Annotated in this window: 15 protein-coding genes; 12 read left to right on the plus strand and 3 right to left on the minus strand. The window is 44.0% G+C overall.

Going from position 1 to position 22,723, the window contains the following annotated elements; all coding sequences use genetic code 11:
* The 9 genes from RM544_RS06840 to tldD all read left to right on the plus strand — a co-directional run bounded on the left by RM544_RS06840 (position 1) and on the right by tldD (position 15,703).
* Positions 1 to 4,902, plus strand: coding sequence for a LamG-like jellyroll fold domain-containing protein (locus RM544_RS06840; RefSeq protein WP_311361022.1), 4,902 nt, complete (start codon positions 1 to 3; stop codon positions 4,900 to 4,902).
* 146 nt (positions 4,903 to 5,048) lie between these two features.
* The gene (locus tag RM544_RS06845; protein WP_311361023.1) at positions 5,049 to 6,092 is read left to right on the plus strand and encodes a rod shape-determining protein; all 1,044 of its coding nucleotides are present in this window, start codon (positions 5,049 to 5,051) and stop codon (positions 6,090 to 6,092) included.
* A 26-nt stretch (positions 6,093 to 6,118) separates the two neighbouring features.
* Positions 6,119 to 7,054, plus strand: coding sequence for a rod shape-determining protein MreC (gene mreC / locus RM544_RS06850; protein WP_311361024.1), 936 nt, complete (start codon positions 6,119 to 6,121; stop codon positions 7,052 to 7,054).
* The gene (mreD, locus tag RM544_RS06855) at positions 7,051 to 7,527 is read left to right on the plus strand and encodes a rod shape-determining protein MreD (protein WP_311361025.1); all 477 of its coding nucleotides are present in this window, start codon (positions 7,051 to 7,053) and stop codon (positions 7,525 to 7,527) included. The genes mreC and mreD overlap by 4 nt, the downstream gene beginning before the upstream one ends.
* A 1-nt stretch (position 7,528) precedes the next feature.
* On the plus strand, positions 7,529 to 8,101 hold the full coding sequence (locus RM544_RS06860) for a Maf family protein (protein ID WP_311361026.1): 573 nt from the start codon (positions 7,529 to 7,531) through the stop codon (positions 8,099 to 8,101).
* Positions 8,102 to 8,111: 10 nt separating this feature from the next.
* Positions 8,112 to 9,578 (plus strand): ribonuclease G, encoded by a 1,467-nt coding sequence (gene rng, locus RM544_RS06865; protein ID WP_311361027.1) that lies wholly within the window; start codon positions 8,112 to 8,114, stop codon positions 9,576 to 9,578.
* Positions 9,575 to 13,438, plus strand: a complete 3,864-nt coding sequence (locus RM544_RS06870) for a YhdP family protein (RefSeq protein ID WP_311361028.1) — start codon at positions 9,575 to 9,577, stop codon at positions 13,436 to 13,438. The genes rng and RM544_RS06870 overlap by 4 nt, the downstream gene beginning before the upstream one ends.
* Positions 13,431 to 14,261, plus strand: coding sequence for a carbon-nitrogen hydrolase family protein (locus RM544_RS06875; RefSeq protein ID WP_432264476.1), 831 nt, complete (start codon positions 13,431 to 13,433; stop codon positions 14,259 to 14,261). The genes RM544_RS06870 and RM544_RS06875 overlap by 8 nt, the downstream gene beginning before the upstream one ends.
* Positions 14,258 to 15,703 (plus strand): metalloprotease TldD, encoded by a 1,446-nt coding sequence (gene tldD, locus RM544_RS06880; RefSeq protein ID WP_311361030.1) that lies wholly within the window; start codon positions 14,258 to 14,260, stop codon positions 15,701 to 15,703. Before RM544_RS06875 ends, tldD begins: the two co-directional genes overlap by 4 nt.
* Before the next feature lie 24 nt (positions 15,704 to 15,727).
* Here the strand turns inward: tldD and RM544_RS06885 are convergent, their stop codons facing one another.
* Together RM544_RS06885 and RM544_RS06890 are read right to left on the minus strand one after the other, a co-directional pair.
* On the minus strand, positions 15,728 to 16,501 hold the full coding sequence (locus RM544_RS06885) for an MBL fold metallo-hydrolase (RefSeq protein ID WP_311361031.1): 774 nt from the start codon (positions 16,499 to 16,501) through the stop codon (positions 15,728 to 15,730).
* 38 nt (positions 16,502 to 16,539) lie between these two features.
* A complete protein-coding gene (locus RM544_RS06890; RefSeq protein WP_311361032.1) occupies positions 16,540 to 16,830 on the minus strand; it encodes a YebG family protein in 291 nt (96 codons plus the stop codon).
* Positions 16,831 to 17,058: 228 nt separating this feature from the next.
* Between RM544_RS06890 and RM544_RS06895 the strand changes: the two genes are divergently transcribed.
* Both RM544_RS06895 and RM544_RS06900 read left to right on the plus strand, forming a co-directional pair.
* On the plus strand, positions 17,059 to 17,712 hold the full coding sequence (locus tag RM544_RS06895) for an HAD family hydrolase (RefSeq protein ID WP_311361033.1): 654 nt from the start codon (positions 17,059 to 17,061) through the stop codon (positions 17,710 to 17,712).
* A 166-nt stretch (positions 17,713 to 17,878) separates the two neighbouring features.
* Positions 17,879 to 19,606: a helix-turn-helix domain-containing protein gene (locus RM544_RS06900; RefSeq protein WP_311361034.1), complete on the plus strand. Its 1,728-nt coding sequence runs from the start codon at positions 17,879 to 17,881 to the stop codon at positions 19,604 to 19,606.
* An 18-nt stretch (positions 19,607 to 19,624) separates the two neighbouring features.
* Here the strand turns inward: RM544_RS06900 and RM544_RS06905 are convergent, their stop codons facing one another.
* Positions 19,625 to 21,856, minus strand: coding sequence for a GspE/PulE family protein (locus tag RM544_RS06905; protein WP_311361035.1), 2,232 nt, complete (start codon positions 21,854 to 21,856; stop codon positions 19,625 to 19,627).
* A gap of 544 nt (positions 21,857 to 22,400) precedes the next feature.
* Here RM544_RS06905 and rpsJ point away from each other — a divergent pair.
* Positions 22,401 to 22,712, plus strand: coding sequence for a 30S ribosomal protein S10 (gene rpsJ, locus RM544_RS06910; RefSeq protein ID WP_006012796.1), 312 nt, complete (start codon positions 22,401 to 22,403; stop codon positions 22,710 to 22,712).
* Positions 22,713 to 22,723: the final 11 nt, after the last annotated feature.

Below are 22,723 nucleotides of genomic sequence, written 5' to 3' on the forward strand. Positions count from 1 at the left end.
ATGAAGTACCGTCATTTACGCCTCGGACTCCCACTTTTTGCGAGTGTGTGTTTCCTATTTTTATCCTCCAGTGCGTTTGCAGCAAAATTGGCAGAGTATCGCTTTGATGAATCTGTATATAACGGCACTGCAGGTGAAGTGATTGATAGTCATGGTAACTTTCATGGAAGGGCGGTGAATGCTCAGCCAACAGAAGGAAAAATTTGTACTGCGGTGGATTTGTCGGCGAGTGGTATTTCAGATTACGTTATCTTGGATCCAGCGACTTTTGACAATCGAGATGATTTCACCGTTTCTTTATGGGTGAAAACGACAAAAACAGGTAACCAAAGTTTGCTATCTGGCGCTGCGACGGGTCAAGATAATGAAATGCTGATGTGGTTTCCTAGTCATACTAGTTTCCAACCGTACCTTAAGGGGGGGACCTTAAATACCATAAGCGTGACTTCATTTGCTGACAACAATTGGCATCATTTATTATGGACACGTACCAACGACCAAAACTGTCTCTATCGAGATAGTGTCTTTCAAGGTTGTACCACACTCACAACAGACTCAGTCACTGTTGAAAGCTTACTTTTGGGTCAAGAGCAAGACTCCGTCGGAGGAAGTCTAGTTTCATCGCAGGCTGTTGAAGGCTTAATCGACGAGTTAGTGATTTATGACAACGCCTTAACTCAAAGCGAAATAAACACTTTATATAATAACCAAAATGCAGGCTTGAATGATGATGGCTCTTCACGCACCTGTCCTCTACCCGAACCCATCGCCGAGTTTAGATTTGAAGACCTAAGCTGGAATAATGTTGCTGGCGAGGTTACAGACAGCAGTGGAAATGGGAATGACGGTAGGGCGCTACGCGGGTCAACATTGGCCGAAACTTCTCCTGCGCTGACGGGCAACCCTGGTACCTGTGGATATGCTTTTCAAAACGACGGTTCTATTCAAGTGACAGGTCTCCCCGTAGATACTTCAACTATAGGGGCAAAAACAACCGTCACATTCTGGATGAATTGGGATGGAACAAATAATGTTATGCCGATAGGTTGGAACTTCCATGACATTTGGATGACCAGTGGACTCATGGGTTTTAATACTTGGAATAATGACTTAAGAGGAATATCAACCAGTGGCTTTGCAAACACTTGGAGACACGTGGCTGTGGAGTTCACCAACGGAAGTGTAGATAGCAATAAAATTTTCATTGATGGCATTGAGCAGAGCTTGACACAATACAATAACGCTAATACCAGCAGGGCTTATGTCAATTCCGAGCTTCGAATAGGTGGCGTATCTAATAGTACGCAGTACGATTTTCATGGCTCTATCGATGAGGTCAGAGTCTACAACGGCGCGCTCACTAGCGCTCAAATTCAAACTATTATGGCCGAACGTCATCCGTGTACTGTTGAAGAGGCGGTACTTGAATATCGTTTCGATGAATTTTCTTGGAATGGCACTAGTGGCGAAGTTATCGACCGTGCTCCAAATGCCATTGACGGTGTGGCCGTGGGCGATGCAGATACGATATTTGATGGCCAAGTTTGCGGCGCAGGGACGTTTGATGGTACCGGTGATTATGTTGATGTAACTGGCTTTGACACCTATTTAAGAGATACCGCAAGTGTTGCGTATTGGTTTAAAACTACTCAAACAGGGAGCAACACAGCTTGGGTTGCGCCAGGTATACTAGGTTTAGAAGTTGCGGGTAACGGCGATGATATTTTCTGGGGGTATCTTGATGCCTCCGGACACCTGAGAATGCAAAAGGGCAATGGCTCATCTACGCGCTCAGATTCGCCCGTAAATGATGGTAATTGGCAGCATGTTGTCATGACCTGGAATGCTGATTCAGGCGCGACTCAAATGTTTATTAATGGGGTGTTAGAAGATACTGCGAATTCCGAATCGGGTATCGTGACCAGCTCATTTTCCAGTATTGGTCGAATTGATGGTAGTAATAGCGCATTGAACTTTATTGGTGAAGTGGATGAGGTGCTCGCCTTTGATTCGATTCTGTCAGCCACAGATGTGAACGACATATATACCAATCAACTCAACGGTCGAAACTACGACGGCACTGAACGAGAGTGTAAAGTTCCTCTGGCTGAATATCGTTTGGAAGAAAGTTCTTGGACCGGGGCGGCAGCTGAAGTTGAAGATCAAGTGGGTAACTTTGATGCGCAAGCAATCAATGGGGCCGTCACTGCTACTGACACACCTGCGATAGTGGGTAATCCTGGTACTTGTGGTTTTGGCGAGTTCGACGGTAGCAATGACTATATTGCTCTGCCCAACAGTTTCCCTAATCTAACGGATAGTTTTACGGTGACAGCTTGGATCAATCCAAGCAATTTGAGCGCAGGCTCTCGCATTTTTATTGATGATGAACAGGATAATGGTCAAACGCGTGGTTATGGTTTCAGTTTAGGGGACCCCGGCAGTGGCCGTTTACGGTTCTATTCACGAAACGTTAGCCCGATTTCTGTAGATACTCCTGCTGTAATATCTGCCGATACATGGAGCTTTGTCACCATCGTGCATGATGCTGCGAATAAAACCAGACAGATATACGTAAATGGGGTGGCTCAAAGCTTAAATGGTGGTAGTTCAATTAGCACCTACACTGGTTCATGGGGAGAGGATGATGGCCCTGCAACCATTGGTGGCGAAACCGACTCAGGTGAAACCAACAGTCGATTTACCGGTAAAATTGATGAAGTGAGAGTGTATACCGGCGCGTTGACGCAGACTGAAATTGCTTCTGTCTATGCTGAAACTCATGCGTGTGCCATCCCGGTGGTTCATCACTATGAAATTAGTCATGACGGACAAGGATTAACCTGCGATGCGGAAACAGTGACGATTAGAGCCTGCGCGGATGCAAGTTGTTCATCACTGAGTGCCCAAGCGACTTCTTTAAACGTTCTAGCTGACGGTGCCATAGTGGCTACCCCCACTTTTGTTGGTAGTACCACAATCAGTTTTAATAACACCGACGTTGAAACAGTCACGATGTCGATAAGCAGCCCATCAATTGCTGCGAGCAATCCTACTGTATGTGATGATGGTTCTGGAAGTTCGTGCGATATCGTGTTTGCAGATGCTGGATTTAGATTTTTATCGGGCACTTCAAATAGCACAATCATACCAAATCAAACATCTGGTATTGTGTTTGGTGAAGCATTGAAAGTGCAAGCGGTAGAAAACACGGATGGTGTGTGTACTGGCATTTTTAGTGGCAATCGTACGATTGAACTGGCCCAAGAAAACGTGAATCCTGGTGGGACATCTGGTTTAAGCTTCAATGTAGATGGCAGCCCAATCGCTAAACATAGCGGATCCACGAGTGTTACCTTGAACTTTGATTCAGATAGCATTGCGACAATTCCAAACCCAGCCTATTTAGATGCTGGCCAAATTCGTCTGCGTGCAAATTACAGTGTGGGCGGGGTTAATCTCAGCGGAAGCAGCAATGCGTTTTGGGTGAGTCCTGCAAACTTCGTTATTAGTGCAGAATCTGGCGGTAATGCTTTAAATGGTGCAAGTGCATCAGCGTCGACAACGCATCCTGCTGGCGATAACTTCGACTTTGTAGTAAGCGCCTACAATGGTGCATCGACACCTCAGATTACGCAAAACTACTCGCCGGGACAGCTCCAATTGCGTTTGAGCCGCACGGGTCCAACTTTGTCTGTTAGTGAAAACGGCAGGCTAAACTATTCTGCCAGTGGCTCTGTCATTAGCAGCGTGGGTGCAAGCTTTGAAAATGTTAACCTGACGAATTTTGTTTCAGGTGTGTCCTCTTTCAATGGGGCTCGTTATTCTGAGGTCGGCCTGATAAACGTCGATATACAGGATAATAATTATGGTAATGAAGGTATTATTGTGCCAGCAAACGCCATTGATATCGGTCGATTTGTACCAGCTTACTTCACTCAAACTGTGGTTGATAATGGAAGCTTAGTGGCAAATTATGCCTCAGGGACCGATTTTACAGCCTACATTGGTCAAATGGATGAGTTAGACGCTACGAAAGGTGCAATTTCGTACCTTTCCAAACCTACTTATGCCATCACTGCCTATAATCGCCAGGGTGAAATTACTCGAAATTATTACCAAGATAGTGAAGGTAGTGTTAATGATTTTATGAATCTGACTAGTGCGAATATCAGTGTCACAGTGCCCACTGCAGACGAAGCTGCGCTTGGTGTGGACTCTACAGCGTTGGCAGTAAATGCGACTATGAATGCCGGGACGCTAAGTCAAAACGATTTAACCGTGTTACCGACCGTCACGGCCTTACCAAAAGGTGTTTTGCACTATCAACTTGCCGATACTGATCACTTTGTCTACCCGCGAAGTGCCAATTCGCTGGTCGCACCCTTCACATCAGATATTGATTTTGCCGTATCCGCTATTACAGATGGCGACGGTGTCAGCGCTACAAGTGTAAGTGCAGCCTCGCCCACAGGTGTTGAATTGCGTTTCGGGCGAATGAATATTGAAAATAGCTTTGGACCGGAAACATCCGACTTCCCTCAACAGATGAAAATTGAATACTTTGATGGTGATACGTTTATTGTCAGTACAAGTGATAGCTTAAGTAGCTTCGATCCTGCTCGTATTGTGTTGAGCAATATCAGTTTAGACCCCGCTCTGAGTGACGTTTTAGGAAGTTCAGGCACCTTTATTGGTGGTAAAGCACAATCCATTCTATTGGAAGCTACGGGCGCTGGAAACCAAGGCGAAATTGGTGTGACCTATGAGGCCCTCGATTGGTTTACCTATGACTGGGATTCTGATGGTAATTTTGGCGACGATCCTAGTGCCGTTGCAACCTTTGGGATCTACCGTGGAAATGACCGCACAATTCACTGGCGAGAAGTGTTCAACGACTAATTTTATTATGCATTGCTTGCCCTTATGACAAGGCGTTGGTAAAGTTACAGGATTATTCCTATAATCCTGTGATAAGTGGGCGCGAGTGTTTATAAAAACACCTTTTGTAGCCGCAAATAACAACAAAAATAACCTAAAGGCATTCCATGTTTAAAAAGCTTAGAGGTATGTTCTCAAACGACCTTTCGATCGACTTGGGAACAGCGAATACGCTGATCTATGTAAAAGATCAAGGCATTGTTCTAAACGAACCCTCTGTTGTGGCGATACGCCAAGAGCGAGCTGGCGGCCCAAAAAGCGTCGCCGCGGTTGGTCATGAAGCAAAACAAATGTTGGGTCGAACACCGGGTAACATTAAGGCTATTCGTCCAATGAAAGATGGCGTTATTGCCGACTTTTACGTCACTGAAAAAATGTTACAACACTTCATTAAGCAGGTGCATGATAATAACTTCTTGCGTCCAAGCCCAAGAGTTTTAGTCTGTGTGCCTTGTGGTTCTACTCAGGTTGAACGCCGTGCTATCCGTGAATCAGCTTTGGGTGCCGGTGCGCGTGAAGTATATTTGATTGATGAGCCTATGGCGGCAGCGATTGGTTCTGGTTTACCGGTATCCGAAGCAACCGGCTCGATGGTTGTTGATATCGGTGGTGGTACAACGGAAGTTGCTATCATTTCCTTGAATGGGGTTGTTTACTCATCTTCAGTGCGCATTGGTGGTGATAAATTTGATGAAGCGATCATCAATTATATTCGACGTAACTTTGGTTCACTCATTGGTGAAGCGACCGCTGAACGTATTAAGCATGAAATTGGTGCAGCCTACCCGGGCGAAGAAGTCAAAGAGATTGAAGTGCGTGGCCGAAATTTAGCCGAAGGTGTGCCTCGTGGTTTCAATCTTAACAGCAACGAAATTTTAGAAGCCCTGCAAGAACCTTTATCAGGTATTGTGAGTGCGGTGATGGTTGCTCTCGAACAATCCCCACCTGAACTTGCATCGGATATTTCTGAGCGAGGAATGGTACTCACAGGCGGTGGTGCATTACTCAAAGACTTAGATCGCTTACTAATGGAAGAAACCGGTATTCCTGTGGTAATCGCTGATGATCCACTGACTTGTGTGGCTCGTGGTGGCGGTAAGGCTTTCGATATGATTGATTTACATGGTGGCGACCTATTTAGCTACGAATAGCCTCAACGAGTAGTCTATTTTCTATCATGAATGAAGTTTTCGCCAGAGGCCCAAGCCTCCCAGTTAGATTAGCCATCGTTCTAGTGTTTTCACTGGCTGCGATGCTTATCGATACTAAGGTTGAAAACTTCGCCACTGCACGTACTTATCTGAACTCAATGGTCAGTCCTTTGCAATATATCGCCAATTTACCTGGCGCTATGATGAGTTGGAGTGCTGACCGTTTCAAATCAAGACAAAAGCTCCTAAACGATAACGAAGACTTAACTTATCAAATCACTTTGATGAGTGAGCAGTTGCAGCGCTTCAAGATTTTAGAGCAAGAAAACAATAACCTTCGCAAGCTACTTGACGCTCCTGTGCGTGACAATATGCATAAAATGATCACCGAGCTAATGGCGGTCGATACTAACCCTTATAGTCATCAAATTGTGGTTAACAAGGGGGCAATTGACGGTGTGTTTCTGAACCAACCTGTACTCGATGACAATGGTATTGTGGGCCAAGTGTCAGAGGTTGGCACAACAAATAGTCGTATTTTATTAATCTCGGATGTTACTCACGCAATTCCAGTGCGCATTGAACGCAATAACGTGCGCTTTATTGCGATTGGTGACGGTAGCCTGGATGCGATAAATCTACAACATGTTCCCCATAGTGCTGATCTCCTGGAAGGTGACGTATTGGTCTCTTCTGGTTTAGGCGATGTCTTCCCTGAGGGTTATCCGGTCGGTATTATTACGTCCATCATTCGAGACGAAGGCCGCCCATTCGCACAAGTCCAGGCGACGCCCTTAGCGCAATTAGACCGTTTAAAATATCTTTTACTCTTATGGCCAGCGGATATGGCGCCAGATGGTGCTATTGCGCCAGGTGATGAGCGTTTTGAACAATTAAAATCCGGTATGACTGACAGCGACACTTCTGAGCAACAAGATCTGGAACAGGAGAATGCGCGATGAAGGGGAAGCAGTTTTTAATCCCTGCAAGCATTATTGTTGCCTTCATTTTGCAAATTATGCCGATGCCGGTGGCTATTGATTTATACCGTCCTGATTGGCTTCTTTTAATTCTGTGTTATTGGAGTATGGCCTTACCTAATAGGGTTGGTGTTGGCGTGGCTGCAATTTGCGGTATCGTGATTGATATTTTATATGGCACTGCGCTTGGCGTACATAGCTTTGCGATGGCAATCCCTGTTTACCTAGTTGCTGCAAATTATCAACGATTCCGAAACTACAGTGTAGTACAGCAAGCGGTCATGATTTTTGTGCTTGCGACGTTGTACCACATGCTGGTTTATTGGCTGCAATATTGGCTTACAGGTATTCAATTTCGATTTGAGTTGCTATGGCCTGTCGTCACTTCTGTATTTATTTGGCCTTGGCTTTTCTGGTTGCTTAGACGGTATCGCAGATTACTAAGAGTGACCTAAGATGTCTCTTTGTCGGGTTATTTTGGCCTCCGCGTCGCCGCGACGTAAAGAGCTTCTGCAACATCTCATTCCTCACTTTGACATCATCAGCGCAGATGTCGATGAAACGCCGCTAGCGGACGAGAGTCCAGAGCGCTTAGTTGCACGCTTAGCTGAAGCAAAAGCCACTAAAGTAGCCACTCATCATCCCGATAAATTAGTTATCGGTGCAGATACCATCGTGACATTTGGTGATCAAATATTTGGCAAACCTGAAAATCAAAATGATAGTATAAGAATGTTGTCTATGCTGTCTTCTCAAACCCATCAAGTGATCACAGCAGTGGCATTTCGTTATCAAAATAAATCTTTTGTAGAGCAAGTGAAAACTCAAGTCACTTTTGCCTGTCTTAATGAACAAGACATGCGCAATTATTGGCAGAGTGGAGAGCCACAAGACAAAGCGGGAAGCTATGCTATACAGGGGATTGGTGGCCAGTTTGTCAAAAGCATTAAAGGTAGTCATAGCAATGTTGTTGGACTGCCTCTCTACGAAACCAAAGTAATGCTGAACAAAATCGGGTACTTGAACTAGGAAATCACATATGAGCGCAGAGTTGCTAATCAATGTTACGCCGTCTGAATCACGGGTTGCGCTGATAGAAAACGGTATCTTACAAGAAATTCATATCGAACGGCACACCAAGAAAGGCCTCGTTGGCAATATCTATCGTGGCAAAGTCAGCCGAGTATTACCTGGTATGCAAGCCGCCTTTGTTGATATTGGTTTAGATAAAGCGGCTTTTTTACATGCTTCCGACATTGCTATGCATGACGAACTAGTAGATGACGTTAGCGATACGCCTATTGAGAAAAAAGACATTCGTGAATTGGTCCGTGATGGTCAGGATATCGTCGTGCAAGTGGTGAAAGACCCCTTAGGTACAAAAGGCGCCCGCCTTACCACTGACATCACTTTGCCATCAAGATACCTGGTATTTATGCCTAGCGTGACTCATGTCGGTATTTCACAACGTATAGAAGATGAAGCAGAACGTGATCGTTTAAAAGGGCTAGTAGGTGGACATTGCGATGATCAAGGTGGCTTTATTGTGCGCACAGCGGCAGAAGGCGTCTCAGAAAATGAATTGAAGCAAGACGCTGCATTCCTTAGACGGCTTTGGGCTAAGATCCAATCGCGTATGACCAAGAAGATGTCTCATGTGTTGTATGAAGACTTGCCGCTTGCGCGCAGAGTATTGCGTGACTTTGTTGGTACTGAGCTTGATCGTATTCGCATTGATTCAAAACTGTCATACACAGAATTACAAGAGTTCACTAAGGACTACGTCCCTGAGCTGAGCGAAAAACTAGAGTACTATAAAGGTGAGCGTCCAATATTTGATCTCTACGATGTAGAAAATGAATCCCAGCGAGCGCTCGAGCGTCGTGTCGACCTAAAGTCTGGGGGCTATCTAATTATTGACCAGACCGAAGCAATGACGACAATTGACATCAACACGGGTGCATTTGTTGGTCATCGAAACCTTGAAGAAACCATTTTCAATACGAACATTGAAGCGACCGTCGCCATTGCACGTCAACTGCGTTTGCGCAACTTAGGTGGCATGGTCCTAATTGACTTTATAGATATGATTGAACCTGACCACAAAAGACGTGTCTTACATAGTCTAGAAGTGGCAATGAGCAAAGATCGTGCGAAGTCGAACATTCACGGCTTTACGGCACTCGGCTTAATTGAAATGACACGCAAGCGCACACGCGAAAGCCTAGAACACATTTTGTGTGGTGAATGTCCCGCATGTAAAGGTCGTGGGAGTATTAAAACCGTTGAAACCATCTGTTTTGAAATAATGCGTGAAATAGTGCGTGTGAATAGGGCGTATGATGCTGATAAATTCGTCGTCTACGCTTCTCAAATTGTAGCTGAAGCGCTTATGGGTGAAGAATCTCATATGTTGGCCGAATTGGAAGTATTCGTGTCAAAACAAATCAAAGTACAAACGGAGTTGTTGTATCATCAAGACAAATTTGATGTGGTAATGATGTGAACAAATTTTCCAGCGTAGCAACCTATTTAGTCCGAAAGTTATGGACAGTAGTGGCTATCAGTTTAGTGGTTTTCGCTTTACTGATGAGCTTGTTACGCTATTCCCTGCCCTTACTGAATGACAAAAAGCATTTATTCGAAGAGTTTGCGCAAACTGAATATGGTGTAGCGCTGCAGATAGAGTCTATATCGGCTTCTTGGCAAGGTATCGGGCCGGCCATTGTGCTGAACGAGGTCAGCCTTGAACAAAATGAAAAGTCCCCCCTTTCCCTGAATATCGAAAATATTTATATTGAAATAGATTTTTGGGATTCATTACTCACTGGCCAAATCTCCTCTAAAAACTTCAGCCTAGATGGCTTGCTATTAGACCTAGACTTACAAAGAATACAAGACGACAGTAGCACTGACTTTCCTATTATGGACGCACTTGAAGGCTTATTCCTAGAGCAGCTACAAACCTTTTCGTTGGTGAATAGCGTGGTCAGTATTAGCGGTGAAAATAACCGACAGTCTTTCAATATTCAAAACCTTTCATGGCTGAACAAAGGTGAGCGTCACCAAGGTTCAGGCTTAATGAAAGTATCTGAACTTGCTAATAACTCTGCCGTATTTGTGATTGATTTAGTGGGCAATGCGAATAACTTTGATGGCACTATTTACGCGAAAGCCGATGAGCTCGATTTATCACCCTGGGTAAATGAGTTTTCCGCACTGGAAAGTGAGCTTTTAGAGGGGCGCGCCAACTTTGAATTCTGGGCGGATATTAATCGTCGTAAAATCACGAAGGTATATGGAAAGATAAAACCAACCCGCTTTATTTGGAAACAAGAGTCTGTAGACCTGAGCAGTGGTATCGATTCGGGAATATTTGTGGCCCAGCCGAAAGGTGGTCGCTGGCTGTTCAATATAAAAGAACTCAAACTTTCAGTGTACGACCAAGTATTAAGTACAGATTGGAAAGGCTCTCTGTCGAAAAGTGGTGAGTTGCAAATTCAAAGCGCCAGCGCATTCCCAATCAAACCTTTGCTACCCTTAACCGGGCTGTTTAGTAGTGAGCTCAATAGACAATTGCGCGATATGGACCTTTCAGCACGCTTAGATAAATTAGCCATTCAAAAACGACCTAATGGCATATCAGCATGGGCTGAAATTAATCAATTAGCTTGGCAACAAAATAAAAACGTCCCCGGCATGTCCGACCTTGCAATGACCTTCGCTTGGCAAAAAAATGTGGGCGCAGTGACGCTCGAGGGTAAGGATGTGAATGTTGCAGTGGGGGAAGTCTTTGACGATGATCTTGTGGTCGACAATCTGTTACTTCCTCTGCAATTTTACCAAGATGATGATGCGTGGCATCTGGGTGCTAAAGGCTTTGACATTGAGCTGCCAGAAACGTCAATGGGTGGCAGTTTTGAGTACAACTTTAGCAATCAAGTGCTGAATTCTGTGAGCACGGTAAAAGCCTTAGATGTATCACAAATCCAGCGCTTTTTGCCAAATGAGCCGCTTTTAGGAAAGGAAGTTAAGTCCTTCTTGAGCCGAGCATTCTATGCTGAAGGTCAGGTGGAAGAGGCGCGCATCTTGTGGAGTGGCCGCTTTGCTGACTACCCGTTCACAAATAATGAAGGTGTGTTTCAAGCACAAGTAGATATCCGAGACGCAGATTTTTTATTTGACAGAAGCTGGCCATCGATTACAAATTTAGATTTAGACCTGCATTTTGAAAATTTGGGTTTAACAATGAAGAGCAAAGAAGCCAAGTTGGGCGAAATCGACGTGCGTGATATCAATGCATACATCCCACTTCTGACCAAAGGCGCCGATTTGATTATTGAAGCGGTAGGTGTTGGCAATGGCTATGGGATTTCACAGGTTTTTGCGCAGAGCAGTTTACAAGATGGGCTTGGTCGTACACTGAGCAAAGACGTGTTAGTGAGTAACGAAATAGAAGCACAGCTGTCAATTTACGTTCCCCTAGATGATACAAAAAGTACTTCGGCGAGTGGAATCGTCACCCTAAACGATAATTTTGTGCAAATCCCAAGTTTGCAATTAGCTTTAGAAAACACCAAAGGTCGACTCATTTTTGACAATGACAAAATTTGGATTAATAGGCTGAAAGCAGAACTTTTAGGCCAGAGTATCGCTGTTGATTTTAAGGGCGAGCAAGCTAACGATGAGTATGTATTAGATATTGATGTTTTGGGAGAGAACTGGGACGTCAGCCCCTTAGTTCCTTATATTAGTGAAGAGCTAGGAAGCTACCTGAGCGGTGAGAGTAGTTGGCAGTCGAGTATTGATGTGGCTTTGGGGAAAGACGCATATGAATATACAGCAACGGTATTTTCTCAGCTAGATAGCATAGACTCTGTGTTACCAGCCCCTTTTGATAAACAGTCGAGTGAATCCAAGCGCTTATCGGCTGATATCAGCGGCAACAAACAAGCATCAAATATTAAAGTGACTTTAGGCGATGAAGTCACGTTTGATGGTATTTTACCGCATAAAGAAATGCAGTTTAGCCGTGCGCATTTGGCCATAGGTGCAAGCGATTTTGTTGGGCGAGGTGTTGGTTTTAGCATCAGTGCGAACCTGCCAGAAATACAACTCTCTACTTGGTATCAGAGCATCGCGGCACTGCTAGCTGGAGTGCCCAGCGGTGATGAATCTGAAGACGCAAAGAAGGCTTTATTTGAAGCTCCGCAGCGTATTTTTATCGAAACAGATAACTTGGTAGTTGCAGGCCAAAGTCTATCGGATGTGGATGCAACTGTGAAAACAATCAATAAAGATTGGATTATTGATTTGGTATCCGACCAAGCCAAGGCACAAATCACCTTTCATCAGCGCTGGGTCGAAGAGGGTATTGAAATCAATGCTGATTTTGTACGATTCAACGACTGGCTCGCTCAAGAACAAGATTTAGGCCCTGAAATTGAACCTCAGTCTTTACCTCGGATCCGTTTGAAATGCGCAGATTGTGAAGTGTTTGGTAATGACTTAGGAGCTATTAGTTTTGAAAGTTTTCCGAATGACGATGGTTTGCGTTTTGAGAGCTTCAGCCTAGAAGGCCCCAATGGCAAGATTCGCGCTAGTGGACAATGGTACAAGCGCAACGGTGACCACTATACATTCATTAATGGCGATATGAATAGCAGTGATTTTGGCGCATTCTTGAAAGACTTCCAATTTGATTCAGGTATCAAGGACAGTGAAGCCAGGATGAATTTCACAGCCACTTGGAAGTCGTCACCTTTTGATTTTTCTTTCGAATATCTTGATGGCGAAATCGATTGGCAGTTAAGCGATGGTTATATCACCGAACTGAGTGATAAAGGCTCCCGTATCTTTACTTTGTTAAGCTTAGACTCACTAGTCAGGAAGCTCAGCCTCGATTTTCGTGACGTCTTTGCCAAAGGTTTCTTCTATGATGAAATGCAAGGGACAGTGCAAATAACTGAGGGTAAGGCAGATACTCGCGATACAAGAATCGATGGTGGTGCGGGCGAGATGGAAATTTATGGCTACACAGATTTAGTATCCAAAGAGCTAAACTACAACGTCAGTTTTACACCTAACGTCACGGGGAATTTACCGGTATTGGTATACTTTATGGTAAACCCGCCAACAGCGCTCGCTGCACTTGCCTTGGACCAAATGCTGACATCAGCTAAGGTTATTTCAAATGTGAATTACAGCGTGACCGGCACCATCGCTGACCCCATTATGATAGAGACGGGGCGGGAAAGTACCGAGGTTGAATTACCGGCACGCCGAGATGCCCTGCCTGAAGAAATTGATGAATTCATTCCACCGAGCCCGGAAGATACCTTGATGATGGAGGTGAATGATGGATGACCTTATTGCGATTCAGATCACGTCTGGTCCCAATATTAATGCTAATTTGGATGCTATAGAAACTGAGTTAGTAAATCTAGACCATGACTCCGCACTGGTCGTTCTGCCTGAGTGCTTTGCCTGCTTTGGCGCCGGTGATAAGGTGCTGATGTCGATAGCCGAAGAGATCGATAATGGACATATCCAAACGCGTATTGCGGCACTGGCAAAACAATATAACAAATGGATTGTAGCCGGCACCATTCCTGTCAAAGCGCAGCAAGGTGAAGTAGGTTACGGGGAAGATCGCTTTTACGCCGCTAGCCTTGTGTATGATAATCAAGGACATCGCGTCAGGCGCTATGACAAAATCCATATGTTTGATGTTAGCGTAAATGATAACACCAACGAATATCGTGAGTCGGCGAGCACACTGCCAGGCCAGCATGTTGTCTTTTTTGAAAGTCCATGGGGCAGGGTTGGGCAAATTGTATGTTATGACTTACGTTTTCCGGAGCTTGTTCAGCGAATGGGGCAAATCGACGTTTTAGTGGTTCCAAGCGCTTTTACCTTGAAAACAGGAGAGGCTCATTGGCATGCATTACTCGCTGCTCGCAGTATTGAAAATCAATGTTATGTGATAGCGGCTAATCAGACTGGCGTGCACAGTAATGGCAGAGAGACCTATGGTAACAGCTGTATCTATTCTCCTTGGGGAGAGCTACTGGCCAATTTACCTGAAAATCAAGGAAAGGTTGGTGCTCGATACCAGCATGACTTACTATCTAGTATTCGGCAGTCAATGCCCATTCAAACACACAAAACACATAGGACAGCATTTTGAGTCATTCAGTTGAAGAAAATTTATTAGGCGCGTCGGGTATCGATAGAGCGCAGTTAACTGGTCTACTCGATGGTATCTTGTCCCATCAAACTAATTTTGCTGATTTGTATTTCCAATCCTCCCAGCATGAAAGTTGGGTTTTAGAAGACGGCATCATTAAAGATGGCAGCTATAACATTGAGCGTGGCGTTGGTGTTAGAGCTATTTCCGGTGAGAAAACCGGTTTCGCCTACTCCGATGAAATTTCGTTTGCTGCGTTAAATGACGCATGTAAAGCGTCTCGAGGCATCGCGCCAAGCGGTGGCATACTGAAAATTCCTCAATTTGAAGGGTTAAGCAATACACCGCTTTATACCGCTCAAAACCCTTTATTGGCAATGCCAGATAACGAAAAGATAAGTCTATTGAAAGCCGTGGATACTTATATTCGAAAGCAAGCTCCACATGCAAGCCAAGTCGTCGTTAGCCTCAGTGGTGTATATGAAGAAGTCTTGATTGCAGCGAGTGATGGGACCTTTTCTCAAGATATTCGCCCATTGATTCGATTGAACTGTTCAGTGCTTTTAGAAAAAGACGGTAAGCGCGAACGCGGAAGTGCTGGGGCTGGAGGTCGACGAACTTACGACTACTTCCACACTAGCTTGGCAGATAATAAACCTCTATTTGAACAGTTGGCAGATGATGCTATCCATATGGCTGAAGTCAACTTAGCTGCAGTGCCAGCACCAGCTGGGCTGATGCCTGTTGTGTTGGGTAGCGGTTGGCCAGGCGTGCTATTACACGAAGCGGTTGGTCATGGGCTCGAAGGGGATTTCAATCGCAAAGGTGCATCTACATTTAGTGGAAGAATAGGTCAGCAAGTTGCCGCAAAAGGCGTGACTGTCATTGACGATGGTACCTTAGCGGATCGTCGTGGATCATTATCGGTTGACGATGAAGGTGTAAAGACTCAACAGAATGTGCTTATTGAAGACGGCATTTTAAAAGGGTATATGCAAGATAAACACAACGCTTCTCTAATGGGCGTGGCGCCTACAGGAAACGGTCGTAGAGAGAGTTATGCTCATTTACCTATGCCAAGGATGACAAATACCTACATGCTAGGTGGCGAATTTGCGCCTGAAGAAATTATTCAGTCTGTCGAAAAGGGTATTTATGCACCTAATTTTGGTGGTGGGCAAGTTGATATTACCTCAGGCAAATTTGTATTTTCTACATCAGAAGCTTACTTAATTGAAAATGGTAAAGTAACAACGCCAATTAAGGGGGCTACATTAATTGGCAATGGCCCTGAAGTGATGCAAAAAGTATCCATGATTGGAAACGACTTGTCCTTGGATATGGGCATTGGCGTTTGTGGTAAGGATGGTCAATCTGTTCCGGTTGGTGTTGGCCAGCCTACACTGAAAGTAGACGAACTGACAGTCGGTGGAACAGCTTAAGCTGCCTTTTAACTCATATTAACCTTAGGACTTGTTCCTAAGGTTTAGTTTGTTCTTCGACACATATCCTTTCAACATCTGTTTAATTGCCATTTGGTTGGTTTCTGGTGTCTCTGGCGCTTTAGTCAATAAAGACTCATAGTCTTCAGCATCCAATGAAATTTCTTCTGCATGCGCCATCAAAACCGAATTAGGCTGCATTCTTTCAAGTTTTTGCAATGATGCTTTGTAAAGGTGAGGAATGTGGACCGGAAAGGGAGGCGACAACTCTTTTTTTACTCTAACGATTAAATCGGCTACATAAATTCGCTTACTTGGCATGTGCATTACGGACAAATCTCTGTCGGTATGACCCGGCGTCTCAAAAACGCTCCACTCGTCGAACTCTGGAATCTTATCTCCGTCGTTCAGGTGATAATCTGGCTGTAAATAGGGAGAATACCAAATGTTTCGCTTAGGTCGCTTCATTTTGTTTGCCACCCAGTAAGCTAAACCGATATCCATCAGGTGAGAGAGTCGACCTTGTAAACCACGATACCATTGCGTAGTTTTGTTCGCGCTAACGATCTTACAACCTGTTGCAGTTCTGAAGTGGTGTGCACAACCAGCATGATCGGGATGCATGTGAGTCACTACTACAATGCGGAGATCACTTAGCGGTCGTTTTAGGGTGTTGGCAAAAAACGCTTTCACCGTGGTAAAATCTGCTCGAGAACAGCCGTCGAGAAGCATGCACTTATCGGGATATTCGACCAAATAGATATTTTGGATAAAGCCTTTAATGCGGTGAATTTTCACTGACGCAAGATACCTCTAATGGTGTCAGTAATCGCTTACTATTTCTTGGCGGCGCTTAATTCAACTACATCAGCTGACTCTACTTCTAATATACTATCCGCTTCAGCACCTTTCATGATCTTCATCACTGAGTCTTTGTTCTTAGATAATAAAATACCAAGCTCTTCAGAAACGCTTTCCGTTAGTTCAACACCTTTAGCTGCTAAGTAAGCGCTAAGGTTGTCGGCAACCTCTAACATTTTGTCATACTTGTCGGCTTCTTTTTTGTCCGTTGTCACCAATTTCTCAACTCCTTTATGCTGAACTACATACTGAGTGATAACTGCCATATTGGCCTCCATTATTTATTTAATATTTTAGTGACCATGAGAGTTACTACAAACACAATCTTCTAAAAATCGACACTGCTTTTAATACAGAATACATTAATGCACTGTATAAATAAACAGTTTGTTAATAACTTTGGTATGCTCTACAAAACTGTGTATAAAACATTGCAATACGAAACAACATTTTTCAACTAAGCGCACACCCAACTTAGTTCCATTGTTAGAAAATTGAACCAAAATAAGACTACTCACGTTATCTTGGTTGATACACTTATTGCAAAAACTCAAGGACATCTTATTTTTTCTTTCGATAACGTCAGCGGGATCATATTCGACCTAGATGACACTTTAGTACAAACCCAGTTGAATTTTGCTGCAATAAAGAAGGACATTGCCTGCCCACATGATGCAGATATTTTAACATTTGTTGAGACTATCGGGTGTATGGAAACAAAAGCAAAAGCGCATCAAATTATTTTGGAACACGAATTGGATGACGCGCTCAGTTCCACATGGATGCCTGGCGCTGAGAATTTCGTTCAACAGGCGCGAGCAAAGCAACTTCCACTTGCGATTGTAACGCGCAATTGCAAAGCCGCAACGAACACCAAAATAGATAAAAATAAGATAGACATCGAACTCGTCGTTACTAGAGAAGATGCCCCTCCTAAACCAGATCCTAGCGCATTACTCCAGATTGCTGAGCAATGGCAGTTGCCATGTGAAGAGTTGGCGTATATTGGTGACTATAAATATGACATCTTTGCAGCACATAATGCGAACATGCAGGCTTGGCTGTATACAAATTGTGCAGAATCAAATAAGTTTGAAGATTGCTTGCGTTTTATATCTAAGAATAACTTATTGTTTCAACAAGCATAACTATCACTTGCCTGGTATCAAGCAAAATTCATACTTTCGTTTAATGTCAAAACTGTTTACTCTTTGCGCTCTCGCTGTATATATACACGCCTTAAGGCCAGTTGTTTATGTAAGGAAAAGTGAGCACCATAGCCTAAAGGATTAAGTTACACACACAGGAAGTACCGTGTTTTTGCAGTTTATAGATATTTTTCAACACCCATTGAGCAGTGTTTTATTCGACACTTTTCTCCTTGTATTGCTTGTCATCACTTTGTTTCGTGCCCAGCGCTATCGGCTTGCTTTGTATAGGGCCAAGAATCAATATACAAATGTTATCGAGCAGAAGAAATCTGCATTGGAATTAGTCACGCAGCAACAATTAAGCATTAACGCTATTGGCAAGCAAATGAGGGTAAGCTTGTCGCAAGAATTAGGTAAGCAAAGTGCATACCTTACGCAGCCTTTTGTTGACCAAGATCGTAGGCAGAGTAGTCGCAAAAACTGGAACAATATTGTACAACTTTCAGAACGTCTGCAGCACTTTTCACTCCGCGAACTTAGCCGTCCCATTAATCGAACTATTGTAAGCACCTCATCTGTGTTGCAGGCGAACACAGATTTTTTAAAATCAATTTGTTGGTCTTACAATCAAACTTTATTGTTGAACAATGGTAAGCAAGCGTACTTGGATCTTTCGGTTGGCGTGCTAGATAAAGTGCTTCGGGGTTTACTTCATGCAGTTGCAAAAACCTCTGATGCCAATACGGAACTGACTCTTACTACTCAGTGTGACGGCACTCACTATCATATCCGATTGACCGGTTTTGGTGCTGGTTTAACTGACCTTGAGGTCAAAAAGATTGGTTTTTCAGCGAAGGCGAGTCCAAATCTGCACTACAGTAAAAGAGCTTACGATGCAGAGAATGATGTGAACTTAGCCAGTGCACAGCGAATGATAGAATCTAATAATGGCAGTATTAAACTCGTCAGTGCAATTAACTACATGACCACGGTTTTCATTACCCTGCCAATCAACGCGTGTGACGTAGTTTCCTTTAAAGATGCCATAACAGCGAGAACGGAAGGTCTTAATAACGATGCATCTCAGCTCTCTATTACGAGTGCCGCGGTGGCAAAGCCGACTATATTGATAGTAGATGAAGACCAACAATCCCAGCGCTTACTACATCAAAGTCTTCAAGAGCATTTCATTTGCTTGGCGTGTACGCGTGCCTTGGACAGTTTACAGATGATTCATAATACCAAGCCGGATGTGATTTACATTGAGCAATCAACGCCCACCCTCGGTGCTATTGAACTGATTCGTTTGATTCGCAATAACCCGCAAACCCACGATTTGCCAATACTGGTGGCTTGTAGCCTTTCTTCTCAAAGCTTCAAGTTATCAGCCTTAGAGGTGGGTGCTTCTCAGGTCATCAGCAAGCCAATTGTGCAGCAAGAATTGCAACTCATCTTGGCTAGCTTGGTGCAGCAGAAACAAATGTTAGAAGATCGGGTTGGCGAAAAGCTCACTGAGTATCACCGCCAGCAATTATCTACACCGGCGCCATATGACGCCAGTGATGAAAAGGAGCAAAGCTTTATTGAACGCTTTAATGCCATGATCAGTGAAAATTATTCAAATGAATGTTTTACTCGAGAGATAGCCGCAACCCATATGAGTGTCACGGAGCGCACCTTGAACCGCCGATTAAAAGACGTCTATTCTCATAACTTCAATGAATATTTAAAAAAGTATCGACTAGAAACGGCCAAAGTCTTGCTAAATAAAGGTTATCAAATTAACGAAGTGGCTTTTGATGTTGGCTTTAATTCACCCTCATACTTTAGCACTTGTTTTAAGGCTGAATATAGCATTTCACCTTCTCAACTAGTGAGCAATTGCGCTTAACAATTTACAGCCGGTGGACTAGTGCCCACCGCCACTGAGGATTTGTACTTGAGCAATATCGGTATCGCCTTTGATGACTTTCAAGATAGCATCTTGGGTCAAGGTTCTCATACCGTCTTTGTCAGCTTGCTCCTTCATTTCTGGAACCGACGCCTCTTTATAAACCAGTGAGCGTAACTCTGACGACATGCCCAGTAACTCATGTACACCGGTTCTTCCTTTATAGCCAGTGCCACCGCAGTTCTCACAGCCTTCACCTTTGTGTAACTCTAGGTCTTTATCAAAGTCAATTCCAAGCTCTTCGATTCGCGCTTCACCATACTGACGGCGAATAAACGCCTTGTCGTCATCACTTGCCATATAAGGCTTTTTACATTCTTTGCAGATTGTTCTGATCAAACGCTGAGCTAGGATACCCACACAGGCGTCTGCGAAGTTGACTGGGTCAAGGCCTAAGTCTAGCAAACGAGTAATGGTCTCAGGCGCTGAGTTAGTATGCAGTGTTGACAATACTAAGTGACCCGTCAGTGACGCTTCGATACCAGCGTGTGCTGTTTCTTTATCACGCATCTCACCAATCAGTATAATGTCAGGGTCAGCACGCAAGAAGGCACGAAGTGCATTCGCGAACGTAAAACCGATCTTAGGTACTACCTGCACTTGTTGTAATCCAGGTTGCGTAATCTCCACCGGATCCTCGGCGGTCCAAATTTTCTTGTCAGGCGTGTTTAGGTAACCTAACACGGCGTGCAGTGTGGTTGTTTTACCCGAACCTGTTGGTCCAACAACCAGCAAGATACCATGCGGTCGTTTTATCATTTCCTCTATCATGCCCATATTGCGCGGCGATAGATTCATTTTTTCTATTGGCATCGCGCCACCGGTGGCAAGAATACGCATTACCACGCCTTCACCTGCTACAGTCGGGATAGTCGCTACCCGCACTTCAACAGGCTGTCCGGACATTCTAAACGTTAACTTACCATCCTGTGGTACGCGCTTTTCTGCGATGTTCAAACTTGCCATAATTTTGATACGTGCGATCACCGCATTGTGATGGGACGCTGGCACTTGATTAATATCTCTTACAACACCATCAACCCGCATCCGCACTCGAGTCGGCGCGCCTTTCTCTGGGTCAATGTGTATATCGGAAGCGTTTAGCCGTTTTGCGTCATGAAGTACTCGGCTAACCAGCCTAACAACCGCTGGTGCGTCATCTGATAACTCGTCACCGAGTTCATCGTCTTCTTCACCTGATGTGCCGATTTCGTCAAGAATCTCATCGAGTTCACCAGGGCCCGAGCCCCCCACGTTCTCACCGAGATATTGTAGGATATGATTTGGCAGACCGACGGCTATTTCATAACTATCGATACCTAATGCACTCTCTATTTCCATTAATAGCGTTGCATTGTTTGGTTCTGCCATTAAAACAATTGGACTATCGTTAGCGTCAGAAACAACCGCGACATGATTACGTTTTAAATATGAGAGGTTTAAGCGACTGTCACTTTGGTATAAATGATATTTGTCTGGCAAATAGTTAATAAACGGGACTTGATAATGCACAGAGATCGCGTTGCCAATTTCATCTTCCGCAATACGGTGTTCAGAAACAAGTCGTTGAATAATTTGTTTAGTGGTTGCTTCATTTTCTGATAGCTCATCAATGGTCTTCTGAGATGTTAAGCCGCGATGAATGAGATATTCGAACTGATGCTTTGTACCACCTAACTCGTATCTGAATTTGTCGCCTAATATTTCGGCAACCTGCACAGCCACTTGCACATCTTTATCTGAGAAAGGTTCATCGATTTTATTGATGATTTGCATGACACCCATTAATACATCTGCATTAATAACTGGCACACAAAGTATATTTTGTGTCGTGAATGTCCCTGATTTATCAAACTGACCTGCAAAACGTAGTCTAGGATGCACAGCAGCAAGCGCTTCTGCATTGTATGGGTCATCGATGACAAGAGGCCGTTGAGCTAGCGCAACGTAGCCAGCGATTGATAGTGGGCTGATCGGTACCTTTATAGAACGCGTTTCTTTACCCGTCTTAAACCGGGCGACAAGATCTTGATGTTGACGGCGGCGTTGAAATAAACTCATACGCTGAGCGCCGAAAATTTGTAGAATAATCGGCTCGACTTGGCCATAGGCATCCATTAGCGTGGGATGCGCGGCTAGCTGCGTTCTTAAATTTTCAATCGCTGGTTGATGCGCCGTACTTTCTATCATAGTTAAATCTTTAATCCTGATTGAGCTGCTATCATAGAATGATACAGCGTATTGACACAGACTAATTTTGAATACATAGGTATACCAAAGGTATCGGCAAGAATATCAAAAAACCTGATGTTTTCGTAATTCAAGCTGTTTTATGGCGAGTTTTTGCACTCAAGCTTCATATTTTAATGCTTTTTACCGTCGAATTTAATGCGACTATCAGGACAGAATAGTTCAGAAATAAGGCTATATGCAAAGAAAGCTATTTAGCGCTTGCCTTTTCCTCTCTCCTCTGTATAATTCGCGCCCACTGTCTTACAGATACTTTGAAAAAGACACTCGTTAGTTGTTCGAGTAACTAGGTCAATAAGCATTAGCTTCTTTAGTTACACGGCGCGCTCAATAGCTACTTCGGTAACTCCTGAGCAAACTGACATATGAACAGGACCTCAATTGGAGGTCAATGGTTTACGCACATCTTTTCATCCACGCTTTTTAAGAAAGCAATAGGAGTGAAAAGGTGAATTTTTTTGTTCTTTCGATTGGAGCTTAATCGATGCCAAATCAAAGAATTCGTATTCGTTTAAAAGCGTTTGATCACAAGTTGATCGATCAGTCTACTGCTGAAATCGTTGAAACTGCGAAACGTACTGGCGCACAAGTATCGGGTCCTATCCCTTTACCTACACGCAAAGAGCGTTACACAGTTCTAACATCTCCGCACGTTAATAAAGACGCACGAGATCAATACGAAATCCGCACACACAAACGTTTAGTAGATATCATTGAGCCAACTGACAAAACAGTTGATGCTTTGATGAGATTGGACTTGGCTGCCGGCGTTGATGTTCAAATCAGCCTGGGCTAACAAGAGAGGGT

This window comes from Brumicola blandensis, from assembly GCF_031846165.1.
Taxonomy (GTDB): domain Bacteria; phylum Pseudomonadota; class Gammaproteobacteria; order Enterobacterales; family Alteromonadaceae; genus Glaciecola; species Glaciecola blandensis.